Here is a 22110-nt window from a genome sequence, read left to right on the forward strand (position 1 = left end):
TTAATGATCCATGTTTTGTAGTAAGGATAACATGGATCTTTTTATATTTAAGGACAATGCCTTCATTTCCTTGATATGGTCACGATATAATGATATAATATATACTTGAATGATAATAACCTTGAGAAGGTGAGTTAATGTTAGGAGTTTTAGAAAAGATATTTGGCAGTTACAGCGAGAGGGAAGTAAAGAGAATTGAACCTATAGCAGATGAGGTTTTGTCATACGAGGAAGAGATGTCAAAGCTTTCAGATGATGAGCTAAGAGGCAAGACTCAAGAATTTAAGGACAGACTGAAAAATGGAGAAACACTTGACGATATATTGCCGGAAGCTTTTGCAGTCGTTAGAGAGGCTGCATGGCGTACGCTTAAGATGAAGCATTTCAGAGTGCAGATAATAGGTGGCATTGTCCTTCATCAAGGCAGAATAGCTGAGATGAAGACTGGTGAAGGAAAGACGCTTGTTGCAGCATTACCTGCCTATTTGAATGCCTTGGAAGGGAAAGGAGTTCACATCGTCACAGTCAACGACTATCTTGCTAAAAGGGATCGTGACTGGATGGGTAAAATATACGAATTTCTGGGTTTGAGTGTTGGCGTTATCCTTCACGACATGGACTCAGAGGAGAGAAAGAAAGCTTACGCTGCTGATATAACTTACGGTACAAACAATGAGTTTGGTTTTGACTACTTAAGAGACAATATGGTCATATATAAAGAGGAAATGGTACAAAGACATCTAAATTATGCAATCGTGGACGAAGTCGACAGCATATTGATAGATGAAGCCAGAACACCCCTTATTATTTCTGGTGTTGGCGAAAAATCCACAGATTTATATAAAAGAGCCGATGCCTTTGTAAGAACTTTAAAAAATGAAGAAGATTATACTATAGATGAAAAAGCGAGAGCAGTAAGTTTGACTGAAAAAGGTGTTGAAAAAGCGGAGAAGTTTTTTAATTTGGATAATCTTGCAGATCTTGAAAATATAGAGATTTCCCACGGTATAAATCAGGCCTTAAAAGCACATGCCATAATGAAAAGGGATAAGGACTACGTCGTAAAAGACGGAGAAGTCATAATAGTAGATGAGTTTACTGGAAGGCTTATGTTTGGCAGAAGGTACAGCGAAGGTCTGCATCAGGCAATAGAAGCCAAAGAGGGCGTAAAAGTCGAGAGAGAAAGTAAGACTCTTGCTACAATTACTTTCCAAAATTACTTCAGGATGTACGATAAACTGGCAGGTATGACAGGTACTGCTCTTACAGAAGAGCAGGAGTTTAGAGCTATATATGGTCTTGATGTCGTGGTAATACCTACCAATAAAGAGATGATAAGGATAGATCATCCAGATGTCATATACAAGACGGAAGAAGCTAAATTTAAGGCTGTCGTTGAGGATATAGTTGAACATCATAAAAAGGGACAGCCTGTACTTGTTGGCACTATTACCATTGAAAAGTCTGAGAAATTAAGCAATATGCTTAAGAAATTGGGCATAAAGCATCAGGTATTAAATGCGAAATACCACGAAAAAGAAGCAGAGATAATAGCACAAGCAGGACGAAAAGGCGCTGTTACAATAGCTACAAACATGGCTGGACGTGGTACTGATATCATTTTAGGCGGTAATCCTGAATTTTTGGCGAAGAAAAAGATGATTGAAGAGGGCTATTCTCCAGATGTCATAAATGAAGCATCTGGGTATGGGCCATTGCACAGCGAAGAGCTTATAAAGGCCAGAGAGAGATATCAGGAGCTTTTAAATGAGATAAAGAAGGAAACTGAAAAAGAGCATGAAGAAGTTGTTAAGCTGGGTGGACTATATATAATCGGTACGGAAAGGCACGAGTCCAGAAGAATAGACAATCAGTTAAGAGGACGTTCTGGACGTCAAGGCGATCCTGGAGAGTCTCGATTCTACATTTCTCTCGAAGATGAGCTTATGAGGCTTTTTGGCTCTGAGAGAATAAAAAATATGATGAACACATTGGGCATAGAAGATGATCAGCCTATCGAGCATAAGATATTGACAAAACAGATAGAACAAGCACAGAAGAAAGTGGAAGGCATAAACTTCGATGTAAGGAAAAGTGTCCTTGAGTACGATGATGTGATGAATAAGCAGAGGGAAATAATATACAAAGAGAGAAGAAAGGTATTAGAAGGAGAAGACTTAAGGCAGTACATCCTTGATATGGTAAAAGATATCATACGAAGGAATGTTGAAATCTACACTGCAGGCAGCAAATACCCTGAAGAGTGGGATATAGAGGGATTATTGAATCATCTTTACGATCTATTTTTGGAAAAAGACAGCGTAGTAATAGATGTGGATTTTGGTAGGCTCGATAAGGAAATGCTTACAGATATAATATATGAAGAAGCTGTAAGGCAGTATGAGAAAAAAGAGCAGCAGATAGGTCCACAGATGAGAGAGATAGAGAGGATAGTCCTCTTAAAAGTTGTGGATACGAGGTGGATGGATCACATCGATGAGATGGATCAGCTTCGTCAAGGCATAGGATTGAGAGCTTACGGACAAGTAGATCCTGTCATAGAGTACAAGAAAATAGGATATGAAATGTTTGAAGATCTTGTAAACTCTATTCAGGAGGATACTGTGAGATTCCTGTACCATATAGAGATAAGAAATGACAATATGCCACATAGAGAGCAGGTGGCTAAGCCTATTGCTACAAATCAAGGTGGGGATGAACCGAAAAAGCCTGTAGTCAAGAAGAAAAAAGTTGGAAGAAACGATCCATGCCCATGTGGCAGTGGCAAGAAGTACAAGAAATGCTGTGGAGCAAATCAATAAAGATTTTTGAAGGAGATGATTAGGTGTTAGCAGATTACAAGACAGAAGTTTTGAACATGATAGATACCATAAAAGAAATGGGGGCTTCTCTTTGACATCGAAGGATTGAAAAGAGAGGTAGCAGAGATTGACAAAAAGATGTCGGAACCTGATTTTTGGAATGATTTAGAGAAATTTCAAGAGCTTTCTAAAAAGCAGAAAGATTTAAAAGAGATTATTTCAGAATACGAGGCATTAGAAAAGCAGTGGGAGGATCTTCATACTCTTATCGAATTGGGATTGGAGGAAGGGGATGAATCCCTTTCACAAGAAGTCCACGAGGAGTACAAAGCTCTTTCCAAAAAGATAAACGACATGAAGATAAAGACACTGTTAAGTGGGCCTTACGATAAAAACAATGCTATCCTTTCTATACACGCAGGTGCAGGCGGTACAGAAGCGCAAGATTGGACCGAGATGCTTTTGCGGATGTATATGAGGTGGGCATCATCTAAAAATTACGATGTAGAGACGGTAGACTATTTGCCTGGTGATGATGCCGGTGTAAAAAGCGTGACGATTATGGTAAAAGGTCCTTTCGCGTATGGATATCTTAAAAGCGAAGCAGGTGTTCATAGGTTAGTCAGGATTTCCCCGTTTGACGCGGCTGGAAGAAGACACACTTCATTTGCGCTTGTTGAAGTTTTGCCGGAGATAGATGATGACATTAAGGTGGATATAAGGCCTGAGGATTTGAAGATAGATACCTACAGGTCATCTGGTGCAGGCGGTCAGCACGTCAATAAGACAGAATCGGCCATTAGGATAACTCATATACCTACGGGTATTATCGTGCAATGCCAGACAGAAAGGTCACAAATGCAAAACAGAGAGACTGCAATGAAGATGCTTAAGGCAAAACTGATGGATATGATGATAAAAGAGCAGAAGGAAAAGATAGAGGACTTAAAAGGAGAGCACAAGGAAGCAGGTTGGGGAAATCAGATAAGGTCGTACGTATTTCAGCCTTATACGCTGGTAAAAGACCATAGGACAAATTTTGAGGTTGGCAATGTAAATGCTGTTATGGATGGGGAGATAGACGACTTTATCAACGCATATTTAAAGCAGAAGGTGTCATAAAGGGATATCGGCGGGATATCCCTTATTTTAAATTTTAAAAATGAAGGGAAGGTTTTATGGATAAGATTGCATTAGCACTTAAGCAGGAATTTGGATTGAAAGATTTTCAGGTACTGAATACCATCAAACTCATTGACGATGGGAATACTATACCATTTATCGCAAGGTACAGGAAAGAAGCGACAGGAAGCCTGTCAGATGAAGTTTTGAGAAATTTTTACGACAGGCTTTTGTACCTAAGGAATTTAGAGGAGAAAAAAGCCGATACGATTCGCTTGATTGATGAACAGGGGAAGCTTACGGATGAAATAAAAGAGAAGATAGAAAACAGCAAGACACTGCAGGAAATAGATGATATTTACAGGCCTTATAGACCGAAAAGAAGGACAAGGGCAACTGTAGCGAAGGAAAAAGGGCTTGAAGATCTGTCTAAGTTGATATCTGAAGGCAATATCAAAGAAGGAAATCCAGATGATTATGCCTCGAAGTTTTTAAATGACAATGTGGCAACTTTGGAAGAAGCTTATCAAGGCGCTATGGACATAGTGGCAGAGGACATATCTGATGATGCAGATACGAGAAAGTACATAAGAGATACCATTTGGGAAGATGGCAGTATTGTTACAGAAAAGCTTAAAGATGAAAAATCTCCTTATGAGATGTACTACAGCTACAGAGAGTCAATTAGAAAGATACCTCCTCACAGGATTTTAGCTATTAACAGAGCTGAGAGAGAAGGGTATATTTCTGTCAAGATAGACGTAGACGATGAAAAGATAGTGAATAGATTAATTACAGAAAATGTAAATAATCAATCGACTTTTAAAGAGTATCATGTAAGTGCAATAGTTGATTCATACAAAAGGCTTATTAGGCCATCTATAGAGAGGGAAATAAGAAATAAACTTACTGAATTTGCGGAAGATAAAGCTATAAAAGTGTTTAAGATGAACTTAAAAAGCCTACTTTTAGAGCCGCCTGTTAAAGGATATGTTGTGATGGGTTTTGACCCAGCATACAGGACAGGGTGCAAGATTGCCGTTGTAGACGAAACAGGAAAACTTTTAGATACTGCCACTGTCTACCCTACGCCACCTCAAAATGATGTAGATGGAGCAAAAGTGGTTTTGAAAGACTTGATAGAGAAGTACAATGTTGGTCTTATTTCATTGGGAAATGGAACTGCATCAAGAGAGAGTGAACTTTTTATAGCAGATCTAATCAAAGAGATGGGCAGAGATTTGAAGTACGTCATAGTAAATGAAGCTGGTGCATCGGTGTACTCGGCGTCAGAGATAGGGACAGAGGAATTTCCTGACGTAAATGTAAGCTTAAGAGGTGCTATATCGATGGCGCGAAGGCTTCAGGATCCTTTAGCTGAGCTTGTAAAGATCGATCCTAAGTCTATTGGAGTAGGGCAGTACCAACACGATGTAAACCAGAAGATGCTGGGTGAAGCTTTAAATGGTGTTGTTGAAGATTGTGTAAATAGCGTAGGAGTTGACTTAAACACTGCATCTGTATCGCTTTTAAAGTACGTAGCAGGTATAAATGGGACCATAGCGAAAAACATAGTTGAGTATCGAAATACGGTTGGCAAGTTTAGAAACAGAAATGAGCTGAAAAAAGTTAAAAGGTTAGGTGAAGGGACTTTTACGCAATGTGCAGGCTTTTTAAGGATATTGAATGGTGACGACATATTCGACTCTACAGGTGTACATCCAGAGCGTTATGAGGTATTGGAAAAACTTCTTTTGAAGTTTGGATATGTTAAGGATAAGTTAGACGCGAAAAGCTTGAGGGATTTTGCTTACAAACTTGAGGAGTATGGACTTTTGAAGTTATCACAAGAATACGACATAGGACTTCCTACACTTAATGACATTGTAAATGAACTAAAAAAGCCTGGCAGAGATCCTCGAGAAGACCTTCCGAAGCCAATTCTAAGGTCGGATGTAATGACCATCGAGGAGCTTAAAGTAGGGATGGAATTGATGGGAACTGTAAGAAATGTCGTTGACTTTGGGTGCTTTGTAGATATAGGTGTTCATACAGATGGGCTCGTTCACATATCCGAGATGTCTCAAAAGTACATAAATCATCCTTTGGATGTGGTGTCTGTAGGTGATGTAGTGAAGGTAAGAGTAATTGATGTTGACGTAGAAAGAAATAGAATATCACTTTCAATGAAATAATATATGTATGATATGAATAAGTGGAGGTTTTATATTGACAGCTTATGATGTTATCGGCGATGTTCACGGCTGCTATAAAGAGCTTACAGAATTAATAGATTTATTGGGCTATACATTAAAAGACGGTGTATGCTTCCATAAAGATGATCGAAAACTCGTGTTTTTAGGCGATATTACAGATAGAGGGCCTAATTCTGTAGATGTCATTGAGCTTGTATACAGGAATGTTAAAGCTAAAAAAGCCCTTTACACCCCTGGTAACCACTGCAACAAGCTTTACCGCTATCTTTTAGGACACAATGTGAAAATCATACACGGATTAGAGACGACTGTAGCGGAGCTAAATGGCTTAAGCGAGAAGCAAAAGAGAATTGTCGCTTCGCATTTTAAAGAGCTTTATGAAACGGCTCCAATGTACCTTGTTTTAGATGATGGCAAGCTTGTTGTAGCACATGCAGGAATTAAGGAAAAATACATAGGCTTTTACGGAAAATACGTAAGGCAATTTGTCTTATATGGAGATATAACAGGTGAAAAAAATCCAGATGGCACGCCAGTAAGGCTTGACTGGGCAAAGGACTATAAAGGCAAACCGATTGTCGTGTACGGCCATACGCCTGTGAAAGAGCCGAGGTTTTTAAATAATACGGTTAACATAGATACAGGGTGTGTATTCGGAGGGAAGCTTTCTGCTTTAAGGTATCCTGAAATGAAGGTATACAGCGTAAAATCTTCGATGTCTTACGATGAAAGCAGGTTTAGAGATCTTTAGGAGGAAAATAGATGAGGCAAAACAAAAATAAACTTTTTATAAATAGTTTATTAATAGGTGCTTTTGTATTTTTGTTTTTTTGGGTACTATTTCGGTATGGTGATTACCTTACATACCTTTTAAAAGACCCTGCAAAGTTCGAGAATTGGATTTTGGGCTTCGGTGCAAAAGGCGTGTTGGTGTTTATACTTATACAGGTGCTGCAGGTTGTAATATTTATAATACCCGGCGAAGTGGTGCAGGTAGCTGGTGGATACCTTTATGGTGCTGTTTTAGGTTCTCTTTACTCTTTGATTGGCATAACCATTGGCTCTGTTTTGTGCTTTGCCATAGCAAGGCTTTTGGGATATGAGTTTGTGAGGGGTATGATATCAGAGGATAAGCTAAAAAAATTTGACTACATCATAAACAACAAAAAAGGAGAATTGGGACTTTTCATTGTGTTTTTGATGCCTGGCCTTCCAAAAGATGCTTTGTCTTATGTGGCAGGATTAACACCAGTTAAATTTGTAAACTATTTTCTCATAACGGCTTTAGCTCGGCTTCCTGGAATAGTTATTTCCTCATATATTGGTTCGAACATTGAGCATAAAAACTACGTGGTTTCTGCTGTTGTTTCAGCGATAGCGGTTCTTTTGTTTGTCATCGGATTTTTAAATAAAGACAAGATAATCAAAAAGATAAATTAAACTTCCTTAGTGTAAAATTTTTTTAGGTGAAAAAGCAGGAAAATAGCGATGAAATGTAGAAATAAGACCTCACCATCCTCCCAAGAGGATGAGTTAGAAAATAAATAGGAAGGTGAGGTCTTATGAAAATAATTCAACATACACTTCAAAAATTCCTGCTTGTTGTAGAAAAAATTATTGGATTACTTGATGGAAAATATACCTATTTGGAATTTGAAGAAGAACTTAAAAAAATTCTAAATGAATTAGGAAAAGAGATTTGTGCAGATGTACTTCATGAACTTGATCAAAGCATATATAAAGATAAATACAAAAGGAAAAACTGGGTGGTAGTCCAAAAAGATTGTGAAAGGACAATAACAACTGCATTTGGAGATATCACATACAAAAGACGGTACTATAAAAACAAAGAAACAGGAGAGAAGGCATATCTCGTAGATAAAGCTGCTGGCATCCAAAAATATGAAAGAATAGATGCTGAGCTTAAAGCTGATATAACGGATCTTTCTACAATACTCTCATATCAAAAAACCACTCAGGAACTTAAAAGAAATGGAGCTAACTGCAATGTAAGCCGGCAAACAGTAATGAACACATTAAGAAAAATAGACAACCTTCAAACATATGAAAAGCCAAAGACTAAAAAAGAAATAGAAACTTTATACATAGAAGCTGATGAAGATCATATACATCTTCAAAACGGCAAACCAGACATTGTAAAATTAATATACGTACATGAAGGAAAACAAACAATAACAAAAGGCAGAAATGAACTAAAAAATGCCGTATACTTTTCCGGTGTATACGAAGGAGATAAAGTAGAAGAGTTATGGAAAGAAGTATGGGAGTACATTGCAAGCACATATAACGAAGACAAAATAAAACGCATATACGTATCTGGAGATGGAGCGGAATGGATAAAATTCGGAGTAAAATATCTGCCTAACGCCGTATACGTATTAGACCTATTTCATCTACAAAAATACATAACAGCTGCAATAAAAGAAGATAAAAAAACAAAGAGAGAATTATGGAAAGCCATATTTAAAGCAGATAAACAAAAAGTCAATGAGCTTTTAACACAAAAATACAAAGAACTAGAATTAAACGGAACAGAAAATCCCGTAACGAAGTGCCAAACATATATAAATAACAATTGGGATGGAATAAATTCATACAGCCTTTACAAAAAAGAAATAACAGGATGCAGTGCAGAAAGTCATGTAAGTCATGTACTTTCAGAGAGACTATCAAGCAGACCAATTTCATGGAGCAAGGTTGGAGCTCACAAAATGGCAAAATTAAGAGCAATAAAAGCAAGCGGCATATCGCTGAAAGGTGTCGTATTAAAACAGCAATATGAAAGCTTAAAGCCAATAGAAATACCAAAGCAAACAGTGTATAAAGCGAAACAACAACTAAAGAAAATAAAATCAACTTATGAAAACATAATAAGCTTGCCAATATTGCAAAATAAAAAAACATTAACAAGTCAGGCTATAAAATCATTACTATTGAGAAATGCCATTTAAAAGTATGCATATATATTGAAGATTGTAGTTTTAGTTATTATTATGGGGAGCTTATTTGGGTTACCTATCACATGTAAAATTCATGAATAAATAGCATTGATATACATGATGGCTTCTTTGAAGAGCGTGAGAATCTGAGAATGAGTGAGATATTAAAAGAAAATCAAAGATTATAGAGTGAGTGGCGATTTTATGCTATCAAGAAGTTAAGAGACTTCAACACTAAAAACTTTTCTTAAAATCCAGCTATCAATACTCATCCTTAGAGTGATAGTGAGGTCTTTTTTTCAAAAAAACCTAAAAATACTTGACACGATCTTAAACTTCCTACTCTGTTTACAAATTTTATCAGTGTAGTATAATATCTTTTAGGTTCTTTTCATTTGAAAAAATTTTAGACGGGGGGTTTTACGGTGTATCTTTTAAAAGGCGGCAAAGTATTGACTATGGCAGGGAAAAATTATGAAAAGGCTGATGTACTTATAGGCGATGGAAAGATATTAGATGTAGGTGAGGAAATAATAGCACCGCTTGATGCGGAAATCATAGATGTATCTGGTTTAACAGTTATGCCAGGCATGATAGATGCTCATTGTCACTTAGGCATGTGGGAGAATGCCGTAGGATTTGAAGGGGCAGATGGAAATGAGGAGACAGATCCTATTACACCACAGTTGAGGGCTATTGACGGCATAAACCCTATGGATAAGTATTTTCAAGAAGCGTACGAGGCAGGCGTGACTACGGCTGTTACAGGCCCTGGCAGTGCTAATGTCATAGGTGGACAATTTGTAGCCATCAAGACTTATGGTAGACGCATCGACGACATGATAGTAAAAGAACCTGTTGCAGTTAAAGTGGCTTTTGGAGAGAATCCGAAATCTGTTTACAATGAACAGCACAAGATGCCTATGACCAGAATGGGCATTGCTGCACTGCTTAGACAGGAGCTTATAAAGGCTCAAGAGTACATGGAGGACATGGAAAAAGATCCTTCTGATGATGAGAAAAAGCCGGCAAGAGATCTGGGCCTTGAGGCATTAGTTAAAGTATTAAAAAGAGAGATACCTTTGAAGGCGCATGCACATAGGGCAGATGACATCTTTACTGCTTTAAGGATAGCGAAGGAATTTAACGTTGATATAACACTTGATCACTGCACTGAAGGCCATCTTATAGCTGATTACCTTGTTGAGGAAAATGCAAAAGTCATCGTTGGTCCTTCACTTTCTGAAAGATCAAAAGTGGAGCTTTCGAATCTTACCTTTAAGACGCCAGGGATTTTATCAAAAGCAGGGTTGGATGTAGCCATCATGACAGACCATCCCGTCATTCCGCTTAATTACCTTCCGATTTGTGCAGGGCTTGCAGTAAGAGAAGGTATGGATGAGATGGAGGCATTAAAAGCTATTACTATAAATCCAGCTAAGATTGTCGGCATAGATGACAGGGTTGGCAGCATTGAAAAAGGGAAAGATGCAGATATAGCTGTATTTGATGGAAGTCCAATTGAGATAAAGACCAAAACAAAATATGTGTTCGTAAACGGACAATTGGTATTTCAATCATAAATACAATTTGTGATAGGAGGAAAGTAAATGGGATTTAATTTAAAAGGCAGGAGTTTATTATCTTTAAAAGATTATACACCACAGGAGATAAGGTATCTTCTAGACATTTCAAAGCAGGTTAAAGCAGAAAGAAAGGCAGGAATAGTCTATCAAAGGTTTTTGGGAAAGACAATTGCACTGATATTTGAAAAGCGCTCAACAAGGACGAGATGTGCATTTGAGACAGCATTTGGCGAAGAAGGAGGACACCCTGTCTTCTTGTCGACAGATGATATTCAGCTTGGGGCGAAAGAATCTATAGAAGACACTGCAAGGGTTCTCGGCAGGATGTTTGATGCCATTGAATTTAGAGGATACAGCCAAAGCACTGTGGAAGCACTTGTAAAGTATTCTGGCGTCCCTGTATACAATGGACTTACAGACGAATACCATCCTACACAGGTTTTAGCTGATTTAATGACGATAGAAGAGGAGTTTGGACACTTAAAAGGCACAAAATTGGTGTTTGTCGGCGATGGAAGGAACAACATGGCAAACACGTTGGCTATTGGCTGTGCCAAAATGGGTATGGACTATGTGATTAATTCACCAAAAGAGCTTTGGCCTCAAGAGGACTACATAAATGAGATTAGAGAAATGGCTGCTGAAAATGGAGGGACATTTACTCTGACGGATGTGCCTGGTGAAGGCTTAGAAGGTGCACATGCAATTTACACAGATGTATGGGCATCTATGGGAGAAGAATCAAAACAAAAAGAGAGAGAAATGCTTTTAAGGCCATTCCAAGTGAACGATGAGCTTATGAAAAAGACAAAGAGGTCTGACACGATATTTTTGCACTGTTTGCCTGCTGTAAAAGGTCAGGAAGTTACATACGAAGTAATTGAAGGAAAGCAGTCGAGGGTGTGGGACGAGGCCGAAAACAGAAAGCATACAATTAAGGCTGTCATGATAGCGACGATTCTTTAAAAAAGTCAAGGCAAATTGCCTTGGCTTTTTCACATACTATTCAAATCGCTAATAAAATGATATAATGTAGAATGTCATTATTTGCGTAAGTAGGAGGATACGATGAAAGGGAAAGTAGTAATTGCGCTTGGGGGAAATGCACTGCAAGACAAGGACATGGTGCCAACAGCCGAATCACAATTGAATACAGTTAGAAAGACGGCGTCGTATATTGCAGACATCATAAAAGAAGGCTATTCTGTCATTGTGACACATGGAAATGGGCCACAAGTAGGAAACATCGTAATACAGAATGAGACAGCGTCTAACATAATACCAGCCATGCCTTTTGATGTGTGCGGCGCGGAAAGTCAGGGAATGATAGGCTATATGATTCAGCAATGTTTAGGTGAGGTTTTCAAAGAGAAAAACATACAAAAGGATGTTGCAACAATCGTTACACAGGTTGTTGTAGATAAAGATGATGCTGCATTTTCACATCCTACAAAGCCAATAGGGCCGTTTTACTCTAAGGAAGATGCGGAGCTATTGGAAAAGGAAAAAGGGTATCAGATGGTAGAGGACAGCGGAAGAGGATATAGGAGAGTCGTAGCATCACCAGAGCCTAAAGAGATAGTTGAATTAAACACAATAAAGCTTTTGGAGAGAAACGGTGTCGTTGTAATAACGGCAGGTGGTGGAGGAATACCTGTAGTAAGGGAAAATGGCAGCTTAAAAGGTGTGGCGGCAGTGATAGATAAAGATTTGGCATCTGAAAAATTGGCAGAAGATTTAGATGCAGATATTTTATTGATTTTGACCGCTGTAGAAAAAGCGTACATCAACTACAAAAAGCCTGATGAAAAGCCTCTCGATGTAATTTCAAGCTATGATATAGAGAAATATTTAAACGAAGGTCATTTTGCAGAAGGTTCAATGATGCCGAAAGTCAAGGCTGCAATAAGGTTTGCCAGGTCAAGAAAGGGAAGGCGAGCCATAATTACGTCTTTAGAAAAAGCACATGATGCTTTATCAGGGAATACAGGCACTGTTGTGGTTGACGATTAAAAAATACTTGACAAATTGATATATTTGTGACACTATAGTATTTAGAATTGAATAAACCAGTGGAGAATATCTTCAGGGCAGGGTGAAATTCCCGACCGGCGGTAAGCGTAAGCGAGCCCGCGACCCGCAGATGCGGTGGACTTGGTGAGATTCCAAGGCCGACAGTACAGTCTGGATGGAAGAAGATTTATTTTTGTTGCTTTTATCCTGAAGATGTTTCTTCGGGATTTTTAAATTTGGAGGTGTCATTTATGGAACACAGCAAGACAAAAGTGATTGTGACTGTAGGGTTGCTTTCCGCAATAGCATTTGTACTGATGTACTTAGAATTTCAATTGCCACTATTTCCAGGCTTTTTAAAATTTGATTTTAGCGATATACCACCTCTTTTAGCAGCATTTGCGTTAGGGCCTGTATACGGCATATTTGTGGAGATAGTAAAGAATGTGATACATCTTCCAGTTAGTCAATCTGCAGGTATAGGAGAAGTGGCAAATTTCGTTGTAGGCTCTATTTACGTATTTACGGTTGGTATAATCTATATGAGAAACAAATCTAAAAAGTCGGCATTATTTGCCATGATTTTAGGAACTATTGTCATGGCTGTTGCGGGATCAGTATTAAACTACTATGTATTTTTGCCACTATACCAAAAGATAATGGGTTGGCCATTAAGTGCCATTGTTGGAATGGGAAAGGCGGTAAATAGCCATATAGTTGATTTGAAGACATTGATAGCGTACGGTATTTTCCCATTCAACATCTTGAAAGGCTTTGTAATATCACTAATTACATTCCTCATTTACAAGAAATTATCTCCAATGTTGAAGATGTAGTTATTTAAAATAACGGACAGTGTTCCGTTATTTTTTTGTGTGCTTTTTTATTCAGCCATTAAGCGTTTGTTTTATGGTATACTTGGTATATAATATTTGTATAAATTTCACGGTGGTGTTGCGTATGAAAGTATCTTTTAGGACAAAAAGCTCTGATGAAACAGAAAAGATAGGGTTTAAGTTAGGTGGTTTACTAACAAGAGGAAGTATCGTACTTATATCTGGAGATTTAGGTGTAGGCAAGACAGTTTTGACAAAAGGCATTGCTAAAGGTATGGGTATATACGACTATGTCACAAGCCCTACATTTATGATTGTAAATGAGCATATGGGTGAAATTCCCCTTTACCATTTTGACGTGTACAGGATTGACGACTACATGGAATTGTACGATATAGGATATGAGGAGTATTTTTACAGCGACGGTGTTTGTGTCATCGAGTGGCCTGAAAAGATAATGCCTCTTATCCCGGAGGAAAATATATTTATACATATTTCCATGGGTGATTCTTTTGATGAGAGGATAATAGAGATAGAATCACATGGTGCAAAATACGATGAAGTGATTAAGGAGATGAAGTGATGAAAGTACTTGCAATAGATTCATCGTCAAAGACAGCTACTGTTGCTTTAGTTGATGAAAGTGGCTTAATAGGTGAATTTTCCATAAATCATTTGAGACATTCTGTCATATTGATGCCGATGATTGATGAACTTTTAAAAATGGCAGAGACAAAAAAAGAGGAGATAACTCATATAGCTGTATGTGAAGGACCGGGATCTTTTACAGGATTAAGGATAGGTGCTGCTACTGCTAAGGGGTTGGCTCAATCTCTTGATGTGCCAATTGTTGGTGTATCATCCTTAGATGCCCTTGCCTATAACATAGGAGAATTTAAAGGAATTATCTGCCCTATAATTGACGCGTTAAGAGGAAACGTCTATACAGCTTTTTATAAAGGTGGTAGTGAGATAAGTAGGCTAAAAGATGTGTCGCTGGAAGAATTAGGTGTAGTTATAGACATAGTAAAGGGATACAGTGAGGAAGTTTTATTCGTCGGAGATGGTATTTTGCCATATAAAGACACATTAAAGAGTGCATTGCCTGATGCTATATTTGCATCACCGATTAACAACATATCAAGGGCGTCATCGGTTGGTATGATGGCACTTAAAAAAATATCAAATGGAGAGATATGCACATATCTTGATTTTAAACCGTATTATGTTAGAAAGCCTGCACCGTTGGAAAATTCTAAATGATCTTTTGGAGGGTTTTATGGATATAAAGATTCGCCCTATGGTAAAAAGCGATATAGATAAAGTCATGGAAATTGAGTATTTAAGCTTTTCTGTGCCATGGTCTTTTGAATCATTTGTGATGGAAGTTACGAAAAATAGTTGTGCACATTATATTGTTGCTGAGGTAGACGGCCAGATAGCTGGATATGGTGGTTTTTGGGTGGTTGTTGATGAAGGACACATAACCAACATTGCAGTTCATCCGGACTTTCGAGGGCAAGGTGTAGGTTCTGCCATCGTTGAAGGTTTGATTGAACTTGCTAAAAATAAAGGCATAACGTCTATGACGCTGGAAGTGAGAGAATCTAACCTTGTAGCACAATCGCTTTATAAAAAATACGGGTTTAAACCTGTTGGCAAAAGAAGAGGGTACTATCAGGACAACAATGAAGATGCAGTGATAATGTGGAAATACGATATGTAAGGAGAGATTGTATGAGGGAAAACACGATTGTATTAGGAATTGAAACATCCTGCGACGAGACATCGGCAAGTGTTGTAAAAGACGGTAAAATTGTGATGTCTAATGTCATATATTCGCAGATAAATATACATAAGGAATTTGGTGGTGTTGTCCCTGAGATAGCATCCAGAAACCACATTGAAGCTATAGGAAATGTGGTGAAAGAGGCTCTTTTTAAAGCTGATGTGACGCTTGATGACATTGATGTTGTCGCTGCTACATACGGTCCGGGACTTGTAGGTGCGTTGCTGGTAGGACTTTCGTACGGAAAGGCGTTGGCGTACGGGAAAGCCGTACCATTTGTTGGCGTAAACCATATTGAAGGGCATATATCTGCAAATTACCTTGACAGCGATTTTGAACCGCCATTTATTTGTCTTATAGCATCAGGTGGACATAGCCACATCGTCTTTGTAAAAGACTATGGACAGTATGAGGTTCTCGGTAGAACGATGGATGATGCTGCAGGAGAAGCATTTGACAAGGTGGCAAGAGCATTAGGTCTTGGCTATCCTGGTGGTCCTAAAATAGATGAGATCTCAAAAAGCGGTGATCCATATCGGTATAACTTTCCAAAGTCTTTTATGGAAAAGGACAATTTTGATTTTAGCTTTAGCGGATTGAAGACAGCAGTCATAAATCAACTGCATAAAGAAAGGCAAAATGGCATTGAGATAAATGTGGCAGACTATGCTGCCAGCTTTCAGATGAATGTAGTCGATGTTTTGTCAACAAAGCTTATTGAGGCTGCTAAGTTTAAAAATATAAAAAAAATATCCATAGCAGGTGGTGTGGCCTCTAACAGCCTTCTTCGAGAAAGATTAAAAAAACTGGCTGATGAAGAAGGGTTTGTGATTCATTTTCCAAAACAAGTGTACTGCACAGATAATGGTGCTATGATAGCAAGTGCGGGGTATTTTGACTTTATTCGCGGAAAAGTTTCAGGATTAGACTTAAACGCTGTCCCGTACTTAAAACTTTTTTGATTGTTGGCGAAAAATCTGTGTATATTGTGGAAAATTGTCTTTAAATCTGCTTTAATGCTGTAATATGTCTGTGGATAACTTTGTGGATACTGTGATTAACTTTAATAGTTTGGATATTATGTAATCAAATGGAAAAAAGAATTTGAAGAAGCAATATTAAAGCGGGCATAATCTACCCGCTTAAAATTTCCCATTCTTCATACAGTTTTTCTAATTTTTCTTTTAGCATATTGTATTTTGACTGTGTATCGACGATTTCTCCAGTTTTGTATATATCGGGATTACACATTTTTTCTTCCAGTTCTTTTATGGCCTCTTCAGTTTCTATTATCTCGTTTTCTATACGTACCATGTATTCCCTTTGCTTTTTGGCTTCTTTCTGCTTTAGCTTTTCTCGCATTTTTTCGTTCTTAAGCTGTGTCTTTGTCTTTTTTTCCTCTTCATCTTCTTTTGTATTATTTTCATTTCTTTTTTCTACGTAGTACGAATAATTCCCATAGTATTCGTTGATAGAATCGCTGGACATTTCCAATACTTTTGTGGCTATTTTGTCTATAAAGTACCTGTCATGTGACACGAATAGAAGTGTGCCACCAAAATCTAACAATGCCTTTTCCAGCACTTCCTTTGACTTCAGGTCGAGGTGGTTTGTAGGCTCGTCTAAAAGTAGAAAGTTGGCTTTTGAAAGGATAAGCTTTAAAAGGGAAACTCTTGCTTTTTCCCCGCCACTTAACTTGCCTATTTGTTTAAACACATCATCGCCGCTGAACAAAAAAGAGCCCAGCATTGTCCTTACTTCTGTTTGAGTCAGATAAGGATTTTCATCCCATATTTCGTCGATTATTGTTTTCTCATCGTTTAGATTTGAAAACTCCTGTTGATAATAGCCTATCGATACATTTGTGCCTAAGCTTATGCTTCCTTCGTAATTTGCAATCTCGCCTACTATGGTTTTAAGGAGAGAAGTTTTTCCTACGCCATTAGGTCCTAAGATAGCTATTCTATCTCCTTTGTAGACTTCAAAGCTTATATTGTGAAATACAGGTTTATCGAAAGACAATGAGAGGTCAGACACCTTTAAAACATCATTTCCGCTTTTTTCTATAAAATCAAATGAAAGCTTAATTGTTTCATTGTTTATAGAAGGCTTATCTATTTTTTCCATCTTGTCCAGAAGTTTTTGTTTGCTTTCAGCCATTTTCACTGATTTTTCGCGGCGGCGATTTTTCTGTATCATTATCATTTCTTGTATTCTCTTGATTTCCTTTTGCTGCTCTTCATAAGCCTTCATTATTATGCTTATTTCTTCATTCTTTTTCTTTACGTACTCTGTGTAATTTCCATCGTAGGATTTCAATGTCTTATTTTCTATTTCAAATATTCGAGTTGCGATTCTGTCGAGAAAAAATCTGTCATGTGATATGACCATTACAGTTCCTCTAAAAAATCTCAAATACTGCTCAAGCCACTCTATGGAAGGTATATCAAGATGATTTGTAGGCTCGTCTAAAAGAAGAAGGTCAGGATCTTTTAAAAGCGCCTTTGCCAGCATAAGCCTTGTCTTTTGACCACCGCTTAAGGTAGAAACAGGTTTATCAAATTCTTCTTGGCTAAAGCCTAATCCTATAAGCACGCCTCGAACTTTGCTGTCGACTGAATAACCTTCTTTTTTATTGTACTCATCTGTCAACTTTGAATATTCGTCAAGAAGCTTGTTTAGTTTCGGTTCATCTTTTGTATCTGCTATCAATTTTTCCAGCTTCTTTATTTCATTTTCAAGATTTTCAATGTCTTGAAAAACTGTCTTGACTTCATCGTAAATAGACTTGTTGCTTATTATATAGGCGTTTTGCTCAAGATATCCTACGCTTATTAGTGGCATTGATATGTTTCCGATGTCAGGCTGAAGATCTTTTACTATAAGTTTAAATAAAGTTGATTTTCCAGCTCCATTATCTCCTACAACACCGATTTTATCGCCTTCATTTACAATGAAAGAGATATTTTCTAATATGCTATTTATTCCGTATGATAAATTTACGTTATTTGCTGAAATTATAGCCATTTAATACTCCTCCTGTTATAATATAATATATCAAAGATTATGTCCTATTTAAAGTGAAATTGATATTTAATTTTTATGGTTTTGTTGCCGATATTATATATGTCAAAATTAACGAGGTGAATGTGTATGGATTTTTCGACGTTATTGGGGATTTTGTTAGGGTTTGGCTCTCTCATCTTAGCATTTGTCATGGAGGGTGGAAGTGTTGCATCTTTAATAGGTGTATCGGCAGCACTTATAGTTTTAGGTGGAACGATAGGTGCTACTATGACCTCTTTTTCGATGAAAGATATGTTGAAGCTTCCGAAATTGATTGGGAAGGCTTTTAAAGAAGAAGGTAACAAATACGGTGACATAATCAAGTATTTTGTATATCTCGCTCAAAAAGCCAGAAGCGAAGGGCTTTTAAGCCTTGAACAGGAGTTGCAGTCAGATGAAATTAAAAACTACGATCCTATTTTAAAAGACTGTATTGAGCTTGTCATAGATGGTGCGGATATTGAGCTTATAAGGACTACTATGGAAAATAGGATATACATAGAAGATAAAGAGCTGAAAAGAGAAGCCAGCATCTTTGAGGCTGCTGGAGGATACTCTCCAACAATGGGTATCATAGGTACGGTTATGGGACTTGTTCACGTCTTGGGAAATCTCAGTGAACCAGACAAGTTGGGGCCTTCAATAGCTGTTGCTTTTATAGCTACACTTTATGGTGTAAGTATGGCCAACCTTGTATGGCTGCCTATAGGCAATAAGCTTAAAAATAAAGCGCAGATCAAAAAGACGGAAAAGGAGATAATCTTAGAAGGCAGCCTTTCACTGCAAGCTGGTGAGAATCCTAAGATCGTGGAGAAGAAATTGCTGACATTTGTAGTTGAAAGGGAATCAGTTGCTAAAGCAAAAGAACAAAGTGTGAAAGGTGAAATTGCTGATGATAAGGCATGAGGAAGATGAAGGGAAAAAGGAAAACAGCGAAAGATGGTTGCTTACTTATTCTGACATGATAACGCTGCTTATGATATTTTTTATAGTGCTTTATACAATAAGCACTGTTAATTCGCAGAAATTCCAGCAGATTGCTGCATCACTTGGTAAAACTTTTGATGGGACAAATTATGTCATAGGGCAACAAAGCGGAAACAGCATACTTGACAGCATTAAGACTACAGGTACAAATGGCACTAACGACAATTCGATTGCATCACAGCTTGACAAGCTTATAAAGCAGTACAACCTTCAAAACATGGTGACTTACAAGGTGGACGAGAGAGGGTTTGTCATAAGTCTAAATGACACATTGCTATTTGATACTGGTTCAGCAGATGTCAAACCTGACCAGAAAGAGACATTGATAAAAATAGGAAACATTTTAAAATCGATGCCCAATTACATCCGCGTTGAGGGGTATACAGATAATGTGCCCATAAACAATAATCAATTTCATTCAAACTGGGAGCTTTCTGTCATAAGAGCCACAAATGTGGTTGAAATTTTGGTGAATGATGTAAAGATGGATCCGGCAAAAATTTCGGCTGTAGGGTATGGCGAGTATCGGCCAATAGTGCCAAACGATAGCGATAAAAATAGGCAGCTTAACAGGAGAGTTGACATAGTGATAATGAACATCGATTATAACAAATGGGAACCTGCTAAGTAAAAAATAGATATTTCCAGGTTGACATATTATTTACAATGTAATATAATTTCTTTATTAAGGATTTTGTCTGGGGTGATTTTATGACTAAAAAAACAATAGTGCCGATGCCTGTGATAAGGAGATTGCCGAGATACCATAGATATTTAGAAGAATTGTTGAAGAACGATGTAAAAAGGATTTCATCCAGAGAGTTAAGCGAAAGGATGGGCGTGACTGCCTCGCAGATAAGGCAGGATCTCAATAATTACGGTGGATTTGGACAGCAAGGGTATGGTTACAACGTAGAAGAGCTTTACAATACTCTGACAAAGATTTTAGGCTTAGATAAGACATACAGCACTATTATCATTGGTGCAGGTAATCTTGGACAGGCTATAGCTAACTACACAAATTTTGAGAGAACTGGGTTTAGCTTAAAAGGGATTTTTGATGTTAATCCAAGATTGTTTGGGCTTAAAATAAGAGATATAGAGATAATGGATGTTGAAACATTAGAGGACTTTTTGTCTAAAAATAAGATAGACATTGCTATACTTTGCATACCAAAAGATAATTCTCAGATTATGGCTGATAGATTGGTGAAAGCAGGTATAAAAGCCATATGGAACTTTTCTCCTATAGATTTAAAGGTTCCCGATGACGTAATACTGGAAAATGTACATTTGAGTGATAGCTTATTGACATTATCGTATAGAATAAATGAAGAAAATCTGCTTAAAGCTAAAGTTGAGGAAAAATAAATGGTACAATCCATTTATTTTTTTGTATTGCTTGGAGGCAAACATGAAAAGATTTATAAAAACCATTGGGGATTTTCTTAAGGAAGATAGAAGTGTCGTACCGTTCGTCAATTTTCTGAAATACGTCGGACCGGGGATATTGGTTACGGTAGGCTTTATAGATCCGGGAAACTGGGCTACAAATGTATCTGCAGGTTCAATATATGGGTATAAGCTGCTGTGGGTTATAACACTATCAACAATAATGCTCATCATATTGCAGCACAACGCGGCACATCTTGGAATTGTCACGGGTTACTGTTTGTCTGAAGCTACATCTATATTTATAGACAGCAGGCTTTCGAAGCTTATACTGCTGTCGGCTGTTGCTGCATCAGTATCTACATCTACAGCAGAACTATTAGGTACAGCTATAGCTCTAAAGATGCTTTTCAATATACCCGTAAAAATCGGGGCGGTTTTAGCGCTATTAGTCATATATTTGGTGCTTTATACAAATTCTTACAAGAGTTTAGAAAAGATCATAATCGGGTTTGTGTCACTTATAGGACTTTCATTTTTGTTTGAAGTATACATGGTGAAGATAGATTGGAAAGCAGCAGCTATAAGTTGGATAAACCCATCAATACCTCACAATTCCATGGTTGTAATCATGAGCGTTTTAGGTGCTGTCGTAATGCCACACAATCTGTTCCTCCATTCGGAAATCATTCAAAGCCGCCAATGGAACTTGCAGGATGAATCGGTTGTCAAAAAGCAGCTTAAATTTGAATTTCTTGATACATTGTTTTCGATGATTATAGGTTGGGCCATAAATAGTGCTATGATACTTCTTTCGGCTGCGGCATTTTACACTAAAGGCATTGCTGTGGACATGTTAGAGCAAGCAGGAGAGCTTTTGAAGCCAATCGTTGGAGGGAAGGCATCTTTGGTATTTGCAATAGCACTTTTGTTCTCAGGTTTTTCGTCAACGGTAACATCTGGAATTGCAGGTGGTTCCATATACGCTGGAATATTTAAAGAACCTTACAACATAAAAGACAAACACACGCTTACAGGAATATTTATCTCGCTTTTTGCAGCGATTATTGTAATATTTTTATTTAAAGACTCATTACAGTTTTTGATATTTTCTCAGATGATACTAAGCATACAATTGCCGATTACAGTGTTTACTCAAATTTATCTTACATCATCGAAGAAGGTCATGGGCGATTATGCAAATAGCAAAGCCAGTAAAGCTGTTTTAATTATTTTAGCTATGATTATAACTGCCTTAAACGTAAAACTTTTAATCGACACATTGATTTGATGGTATCTTGCATTAGACATTGGTAAAACT

Annotated in this window: 19 protein-coding genes and 1 riboswitch; of the genes, 18 read left to right on the forward strand and 1 reads right to left on the reverse strand. The window is 37.6% G+C overall.

The genetic code is table 11. The features are described from left to right. Positions 1–137: 137 nt before the first annotated feature. The 14 genes from secA to tsaD all read left to right on the forward strand — a co-directional run bounded on the left by secA (position 138) and on the right by tsaD (position 16306). Complete coding sequence (secA, locus tag THEXY_RS03420; protein WP_013787456.1) at positions 138–2822, forward strand: preprotein translocase subunit SecA; 2685 nt, start codon at positions 138–140, stop codon at positions 2820–2822. A gap of 23 nt (positions 2823–2845) precedes the next feature. Further along, positions 2846–3944, forward strand: a protein-coding gene (gene prfB / locus THEXY_RS03425; RefSeq protein ID WP_013787457.1) for a peptide chain release factor 2 whose coding sequence is annotated in 2 segments (ribosomal slippage) — positions 2846–2914 and positions 2916–3944 — 1098 coding nt in all. Because the reading frame shifts where the segments join, the coding sequence is not laid out codon by codon here. A 56-nt stretch (positions 3945–4000) separates the two neighbouring features. Then, on the forward strand, positions 4001–6139 hold the full coding sequence (locus THEXY_RS03430) for a Tex family protein (protein WP_013787458.1): 2139 nt from the start codon (positions 4001–4003) through the stop codon (positions 6137–6139). 34 nt (positions 6140–6173) lie between these two features. Continuing rightward, entirely contained in the window at positions 6174–6911 is a 738-nt protein-coding gene (gene prpE, locus THEXY_RS03435; protein WP_013787459.1) for a bis(5'-nucleosyl)-tetraphosphatase PrpE, read from the forward strand. An 11-nt stretch (positions 6912–6922) separates the two neighbouring features. Then, positions 6923–7600, forward strand: a complete 678-nt coding sequence (locus THEXY_RS03440) for a TVP38/TMEM64 family protein (RefSeq protein ID WP_013787460.1) — start codon at positions 6923–6925, stop codon at positions 7598–7600. A gap of 122 nt (positions 7601–7722) precedes the next feature. Next, positions 7723–9132, forward strand: coding sequence for an ISLre2-like element ISTxy1 family transposase (locus THEXY_RS03445; protein ID WP_013787446.1), 1410 nt, complete (start codon positions 7723–7725; stop codon positions 9130–9132). Between the two features lie 413 nt (positions 9133–9545). Next, positions 9546–10703: an amidohydrolase gene (locus THEXY_RS03450; RefSeq protein WP_013787461.1), complete on the forward strand. Its 1158-nt coding sequence runs from the start codon at positions 9546–9548 to the stop codon at positions 10701–10703. A 27-nt stretch (positions 10704–10730) separates the two neighbouring features. Beyond that, the gene (gene argF, locus THEXY_RS03455; RefSeq protein ID WP_013787462.1) at positions 10731–11672 is read left to right on the forward strand and encodes an ornithine carbamoyltransferase; all 942 of its coding nucleotides are present in this window, start codon (positions 10731–10733) and stop codon (positions 11670–11672) included. 102 nt (positions 11673–11774) lie between these two features. Further along, the gene (gene arcC / locus THEXY_RS03460; protein WP_013787463.1) at positions 11775–12719 is read left to right on the forward strand and encodes a carbamate kinase; all 945 of its coding nucleotides are present in this window, start codon (positions 11775–11777) and stop codon (positions 12717–12719) included. A gap of 64 nt (positions 12720–12783) precedes the next feature. After that, positions 12784–12910: riboswitch (FMN riboswitch) on the forward strand. 60 nt (positions 12911–12970) lie between these two features. Continuing rightward, complete coding sequence (locus tag THEXY_RS03465; protein WP_013787464.1) at positions 12971–13555, forward strand: ECF transporter S component; 585 nt, start codon at positions 12971–12973, stop codon at positions 13553–13555. Positions 13556–13679: 124 nt separating this feature from the next. Next, complete coding sequence (gene tsaE, locus THEXY_RS03470; protein WP_013787465.1) at positions 13680–14138, forward strand: tRNA (adenosine(37)-N6)-threonylcarbamoyltransferase complex ATPase subunit type 1 TsaE; 459 nt, start codon at positions 13680–13682, stop codon at positions 14136–14138. Beyond that, entirely contained in the window at positions 14138–14818 is a 681-nt protein-coding gene (gene tsaB, locus THEXY_RS03475) for a tRNA (adenosine(37)-N6)-threonylcarbamoyltransferase complex dimerization subunit type 1 TsaB (protein ID WP_013787466.1), read from the forward strand. The genes tsaE and tsaB overlap by 1 nt, the downstream gene beginning before the upstream one ends. A 16-nt stretch (positions 14819–14834) precedes the next feature. Beyond that, positions 14835–15281 carry a ribosomal protein S18-alanine N-acetyltransferase gene (rimI, locus tag THEXY_RS03480; RefSeq protein WP_013787467.1) on the forward strand — a complete coding sequence of 149 codons (447 nt, stop codon included), beginning with the start codon at positions 14835–14837 and terminating at the stop codon, positions 15279–15281. An 11-nt stretch (positions 15282–15292) separates the two neighbouring features. After that, the gene (gene tsaD / locus THEXY_RS03485) at positions 15293–16306 is read left to right on the forward strand and encodes a tRNA (adenosine(37)-N6)-threonylcarbamoyltransferase complex transferase subunit TsaD (protein WP_013787468.1); all 1014 of its coding nucleotides are present in this window, start codon (positions 15293–15295) and stop codon (positions 16304–16306) included. Positions 16307–16478: 172 nt separating this feature from the next. On the opposite strand, the gene abc-f is transcribed toward tsaD, so the two are convergent. After that, positions 16479–18371, reverse strand: a complete 1893-nt coding sequence (gene abc-f / locus THEXY_RS03490) for a ribosomal protection-like ABC-F family protein (RefSeq protein WP_013787469.1) — start codon at positions 18369–18371, stop codon at positions 16479–16481. 126 nt (positions 18372–18497) lie between these two features. On the opposite strand from abc-f, the gene THEXY_RS03495 reads away from it, so the two are divergent. From THEXY_RS03495 to THEXY_RS03510, 4 genes are all read left to right on the forward strand, one after another. After that, positions 18498–19316 carry a flagellar motor protein gene (locus tag THEXY_RS03495; RefSeq protein ID WP_013787470.1) on the forward strand — a complete coding sequence of 273 codons (819 nt, stop codon included), beginning with the start codon at positions 18498–18500 and terminating at the stop codon, positions 19314–19316. Beyond that, positions 19303–20028 carry an OmpA/MotB family protein gene (locus THEXY_RS03500; protein ID WP_013787471.1) on the forward strand — a complete coding sequence of 242 codons (726 nt, stop codon included), beginning with the start codon at positions 19303–19305 and terminating at the stop codon, positions 20026–20028. The genes THEXY_RS03495 and THEXY_RS03500 overlap by 14 nt, the downstream gene beginning before the upstream one ends. An 80-nt stretch (positions 20029–20108) precedes the next feature. Continuing rightward, positions 20109–20768, forward strand: coding sequence for a redox-sensing transcriptional repressor Rex (locus THEXY_RS03505; protein ID WP_013787472.1), 660 nt, complete (start codon positions 20109–20111; stop codon positions 20766–20768). A 43-nt stretch (positions 20769–20811) separates the two neighbouring features. Next, complete coding sequence (locus THEXY_RS03510; RefSeq protein WP_013787473.1) at positions 20812–22080, forward strand: Nramp family divalent metal transporter; 1269 nt, start codon at positions 20812–20814, stop codon at positions 22078–22080. Positions 22081–22110: the final 30 nt, after the last annotated feature.

This window comes from Thermoanaerobacterium xylanolyticum LX-11, assembly GCF_000189775.2.
In the GTDB taxonomy this organism is placed as follows: Bacteria; Bacillota; Thermoanaerobacteria; order Thermoanaerobacterales; family Thermoanaerobacteraceae; genus Thermoanaerobacterium; species Thermoanaerobacterium thermosulfurigenes.

Coding starts and splice junctions, on each gene's coding strand:
- secA (WP_013787456.1), top strand. CDS start 138: ATGTTAGGAGTTTTAGAAAAGATATTTGGCAGTTACAGCGAGAGGGAA.
- THEXY_RS03430 (WP_013787458.1), top strand. CDS start 4,001: ATGGATAAGATTGCATTAGCACTTAAGCAGGAATTTGGATTGAAAGAT.
- THEXY_RS03440 (WP_013787460.1), top strand. CDS start 6,923: ATGAGGCAAAACAAAAATAAACTTTTTATAAATAGTTTATTAATAGGT.
- THEXY_RS03445 (WP_013787446.1), top strand. CDS start 7,723: ATGAAAATAATTCAACATACACTTCAAAAATTCCTGCTTGTTGTAGAA.
- argF (WP_013787462.1), top strand. CDS start 10,731: ATGGGATTTAATTTAAAAGGCAGGAGTTTATTATCTTTAAAAGATTAT.
- arcC (WP_013787463.1), top strand. CDS start 11,775: ATGAAAGGGAAAGTAGTAATTGCGCTTGGGGGAAATGCACTGCAAGAC.
- THEXY_RS03465 (WP_013787464.1), top strand. CDS start 12,971: ATGGAACACAGCAAGACAAAAGTGATTGTGACTGTAGGGTTGCTTTCC.
- tsaE (WP_013787465.1), top strand. CDS start 13,680: ATGAAAGTATCTTTTAGGACAAAAAGCTCTGATGAAACAGAAAAGATA.
- tsaB (WP_013787466.1), top strand. CDS start 14,138: ATGAAAGTACTTGCAATAGATTCATCGTCAAAGACAGCTACTGTTGCT.
- rimI (WP_013787467.1), top strand. CDS start 14,835: ATGGATATAAAGATTCGCCCTATGGTAAAAAGCGATATAGATAAAGTC.
- tsaD (WP_013787468.1), top strand. CDS start 15,293: ATGAGGGAAAACACGATTGTATTAGGAATTGAAACATCCTGCGACGAG.
- abc-f (WP_013787469.1), bottom strand. CDS start 18,371: ATGGCTATAATTTCAGCAAATAACGTAAATTTATCATACGGAATAAAT.
- THEXY_RS03495 (WP_013787470.1), top strand. CDS start 18,498: ATGGATTTTTCGACGTTATTGGGGATTTTGTTAGGGTTTGGCTCTCTC.
- THEXY_RS03500 (WP_013787471.1), top strand. CDS start 19,303: ATGATAAGGCATGAGGAAGATGAAGGGAAAAAGGAAAACAGCGAAAGA.
- THEXY_RS03505 (WP_013787472.1), top strand. CDS start 20,109: ATGACTAAAAAAACAATAGTGCCGATGCCTGTGATAAGGAGATTGCCG.
- THEXY_RS03510 (WP_013787473.1), top strand. CDS start 20,812: ATGAAAAGATTTATAAAAACCATTGGGGATTTTCTTAAGGAAGATAGA.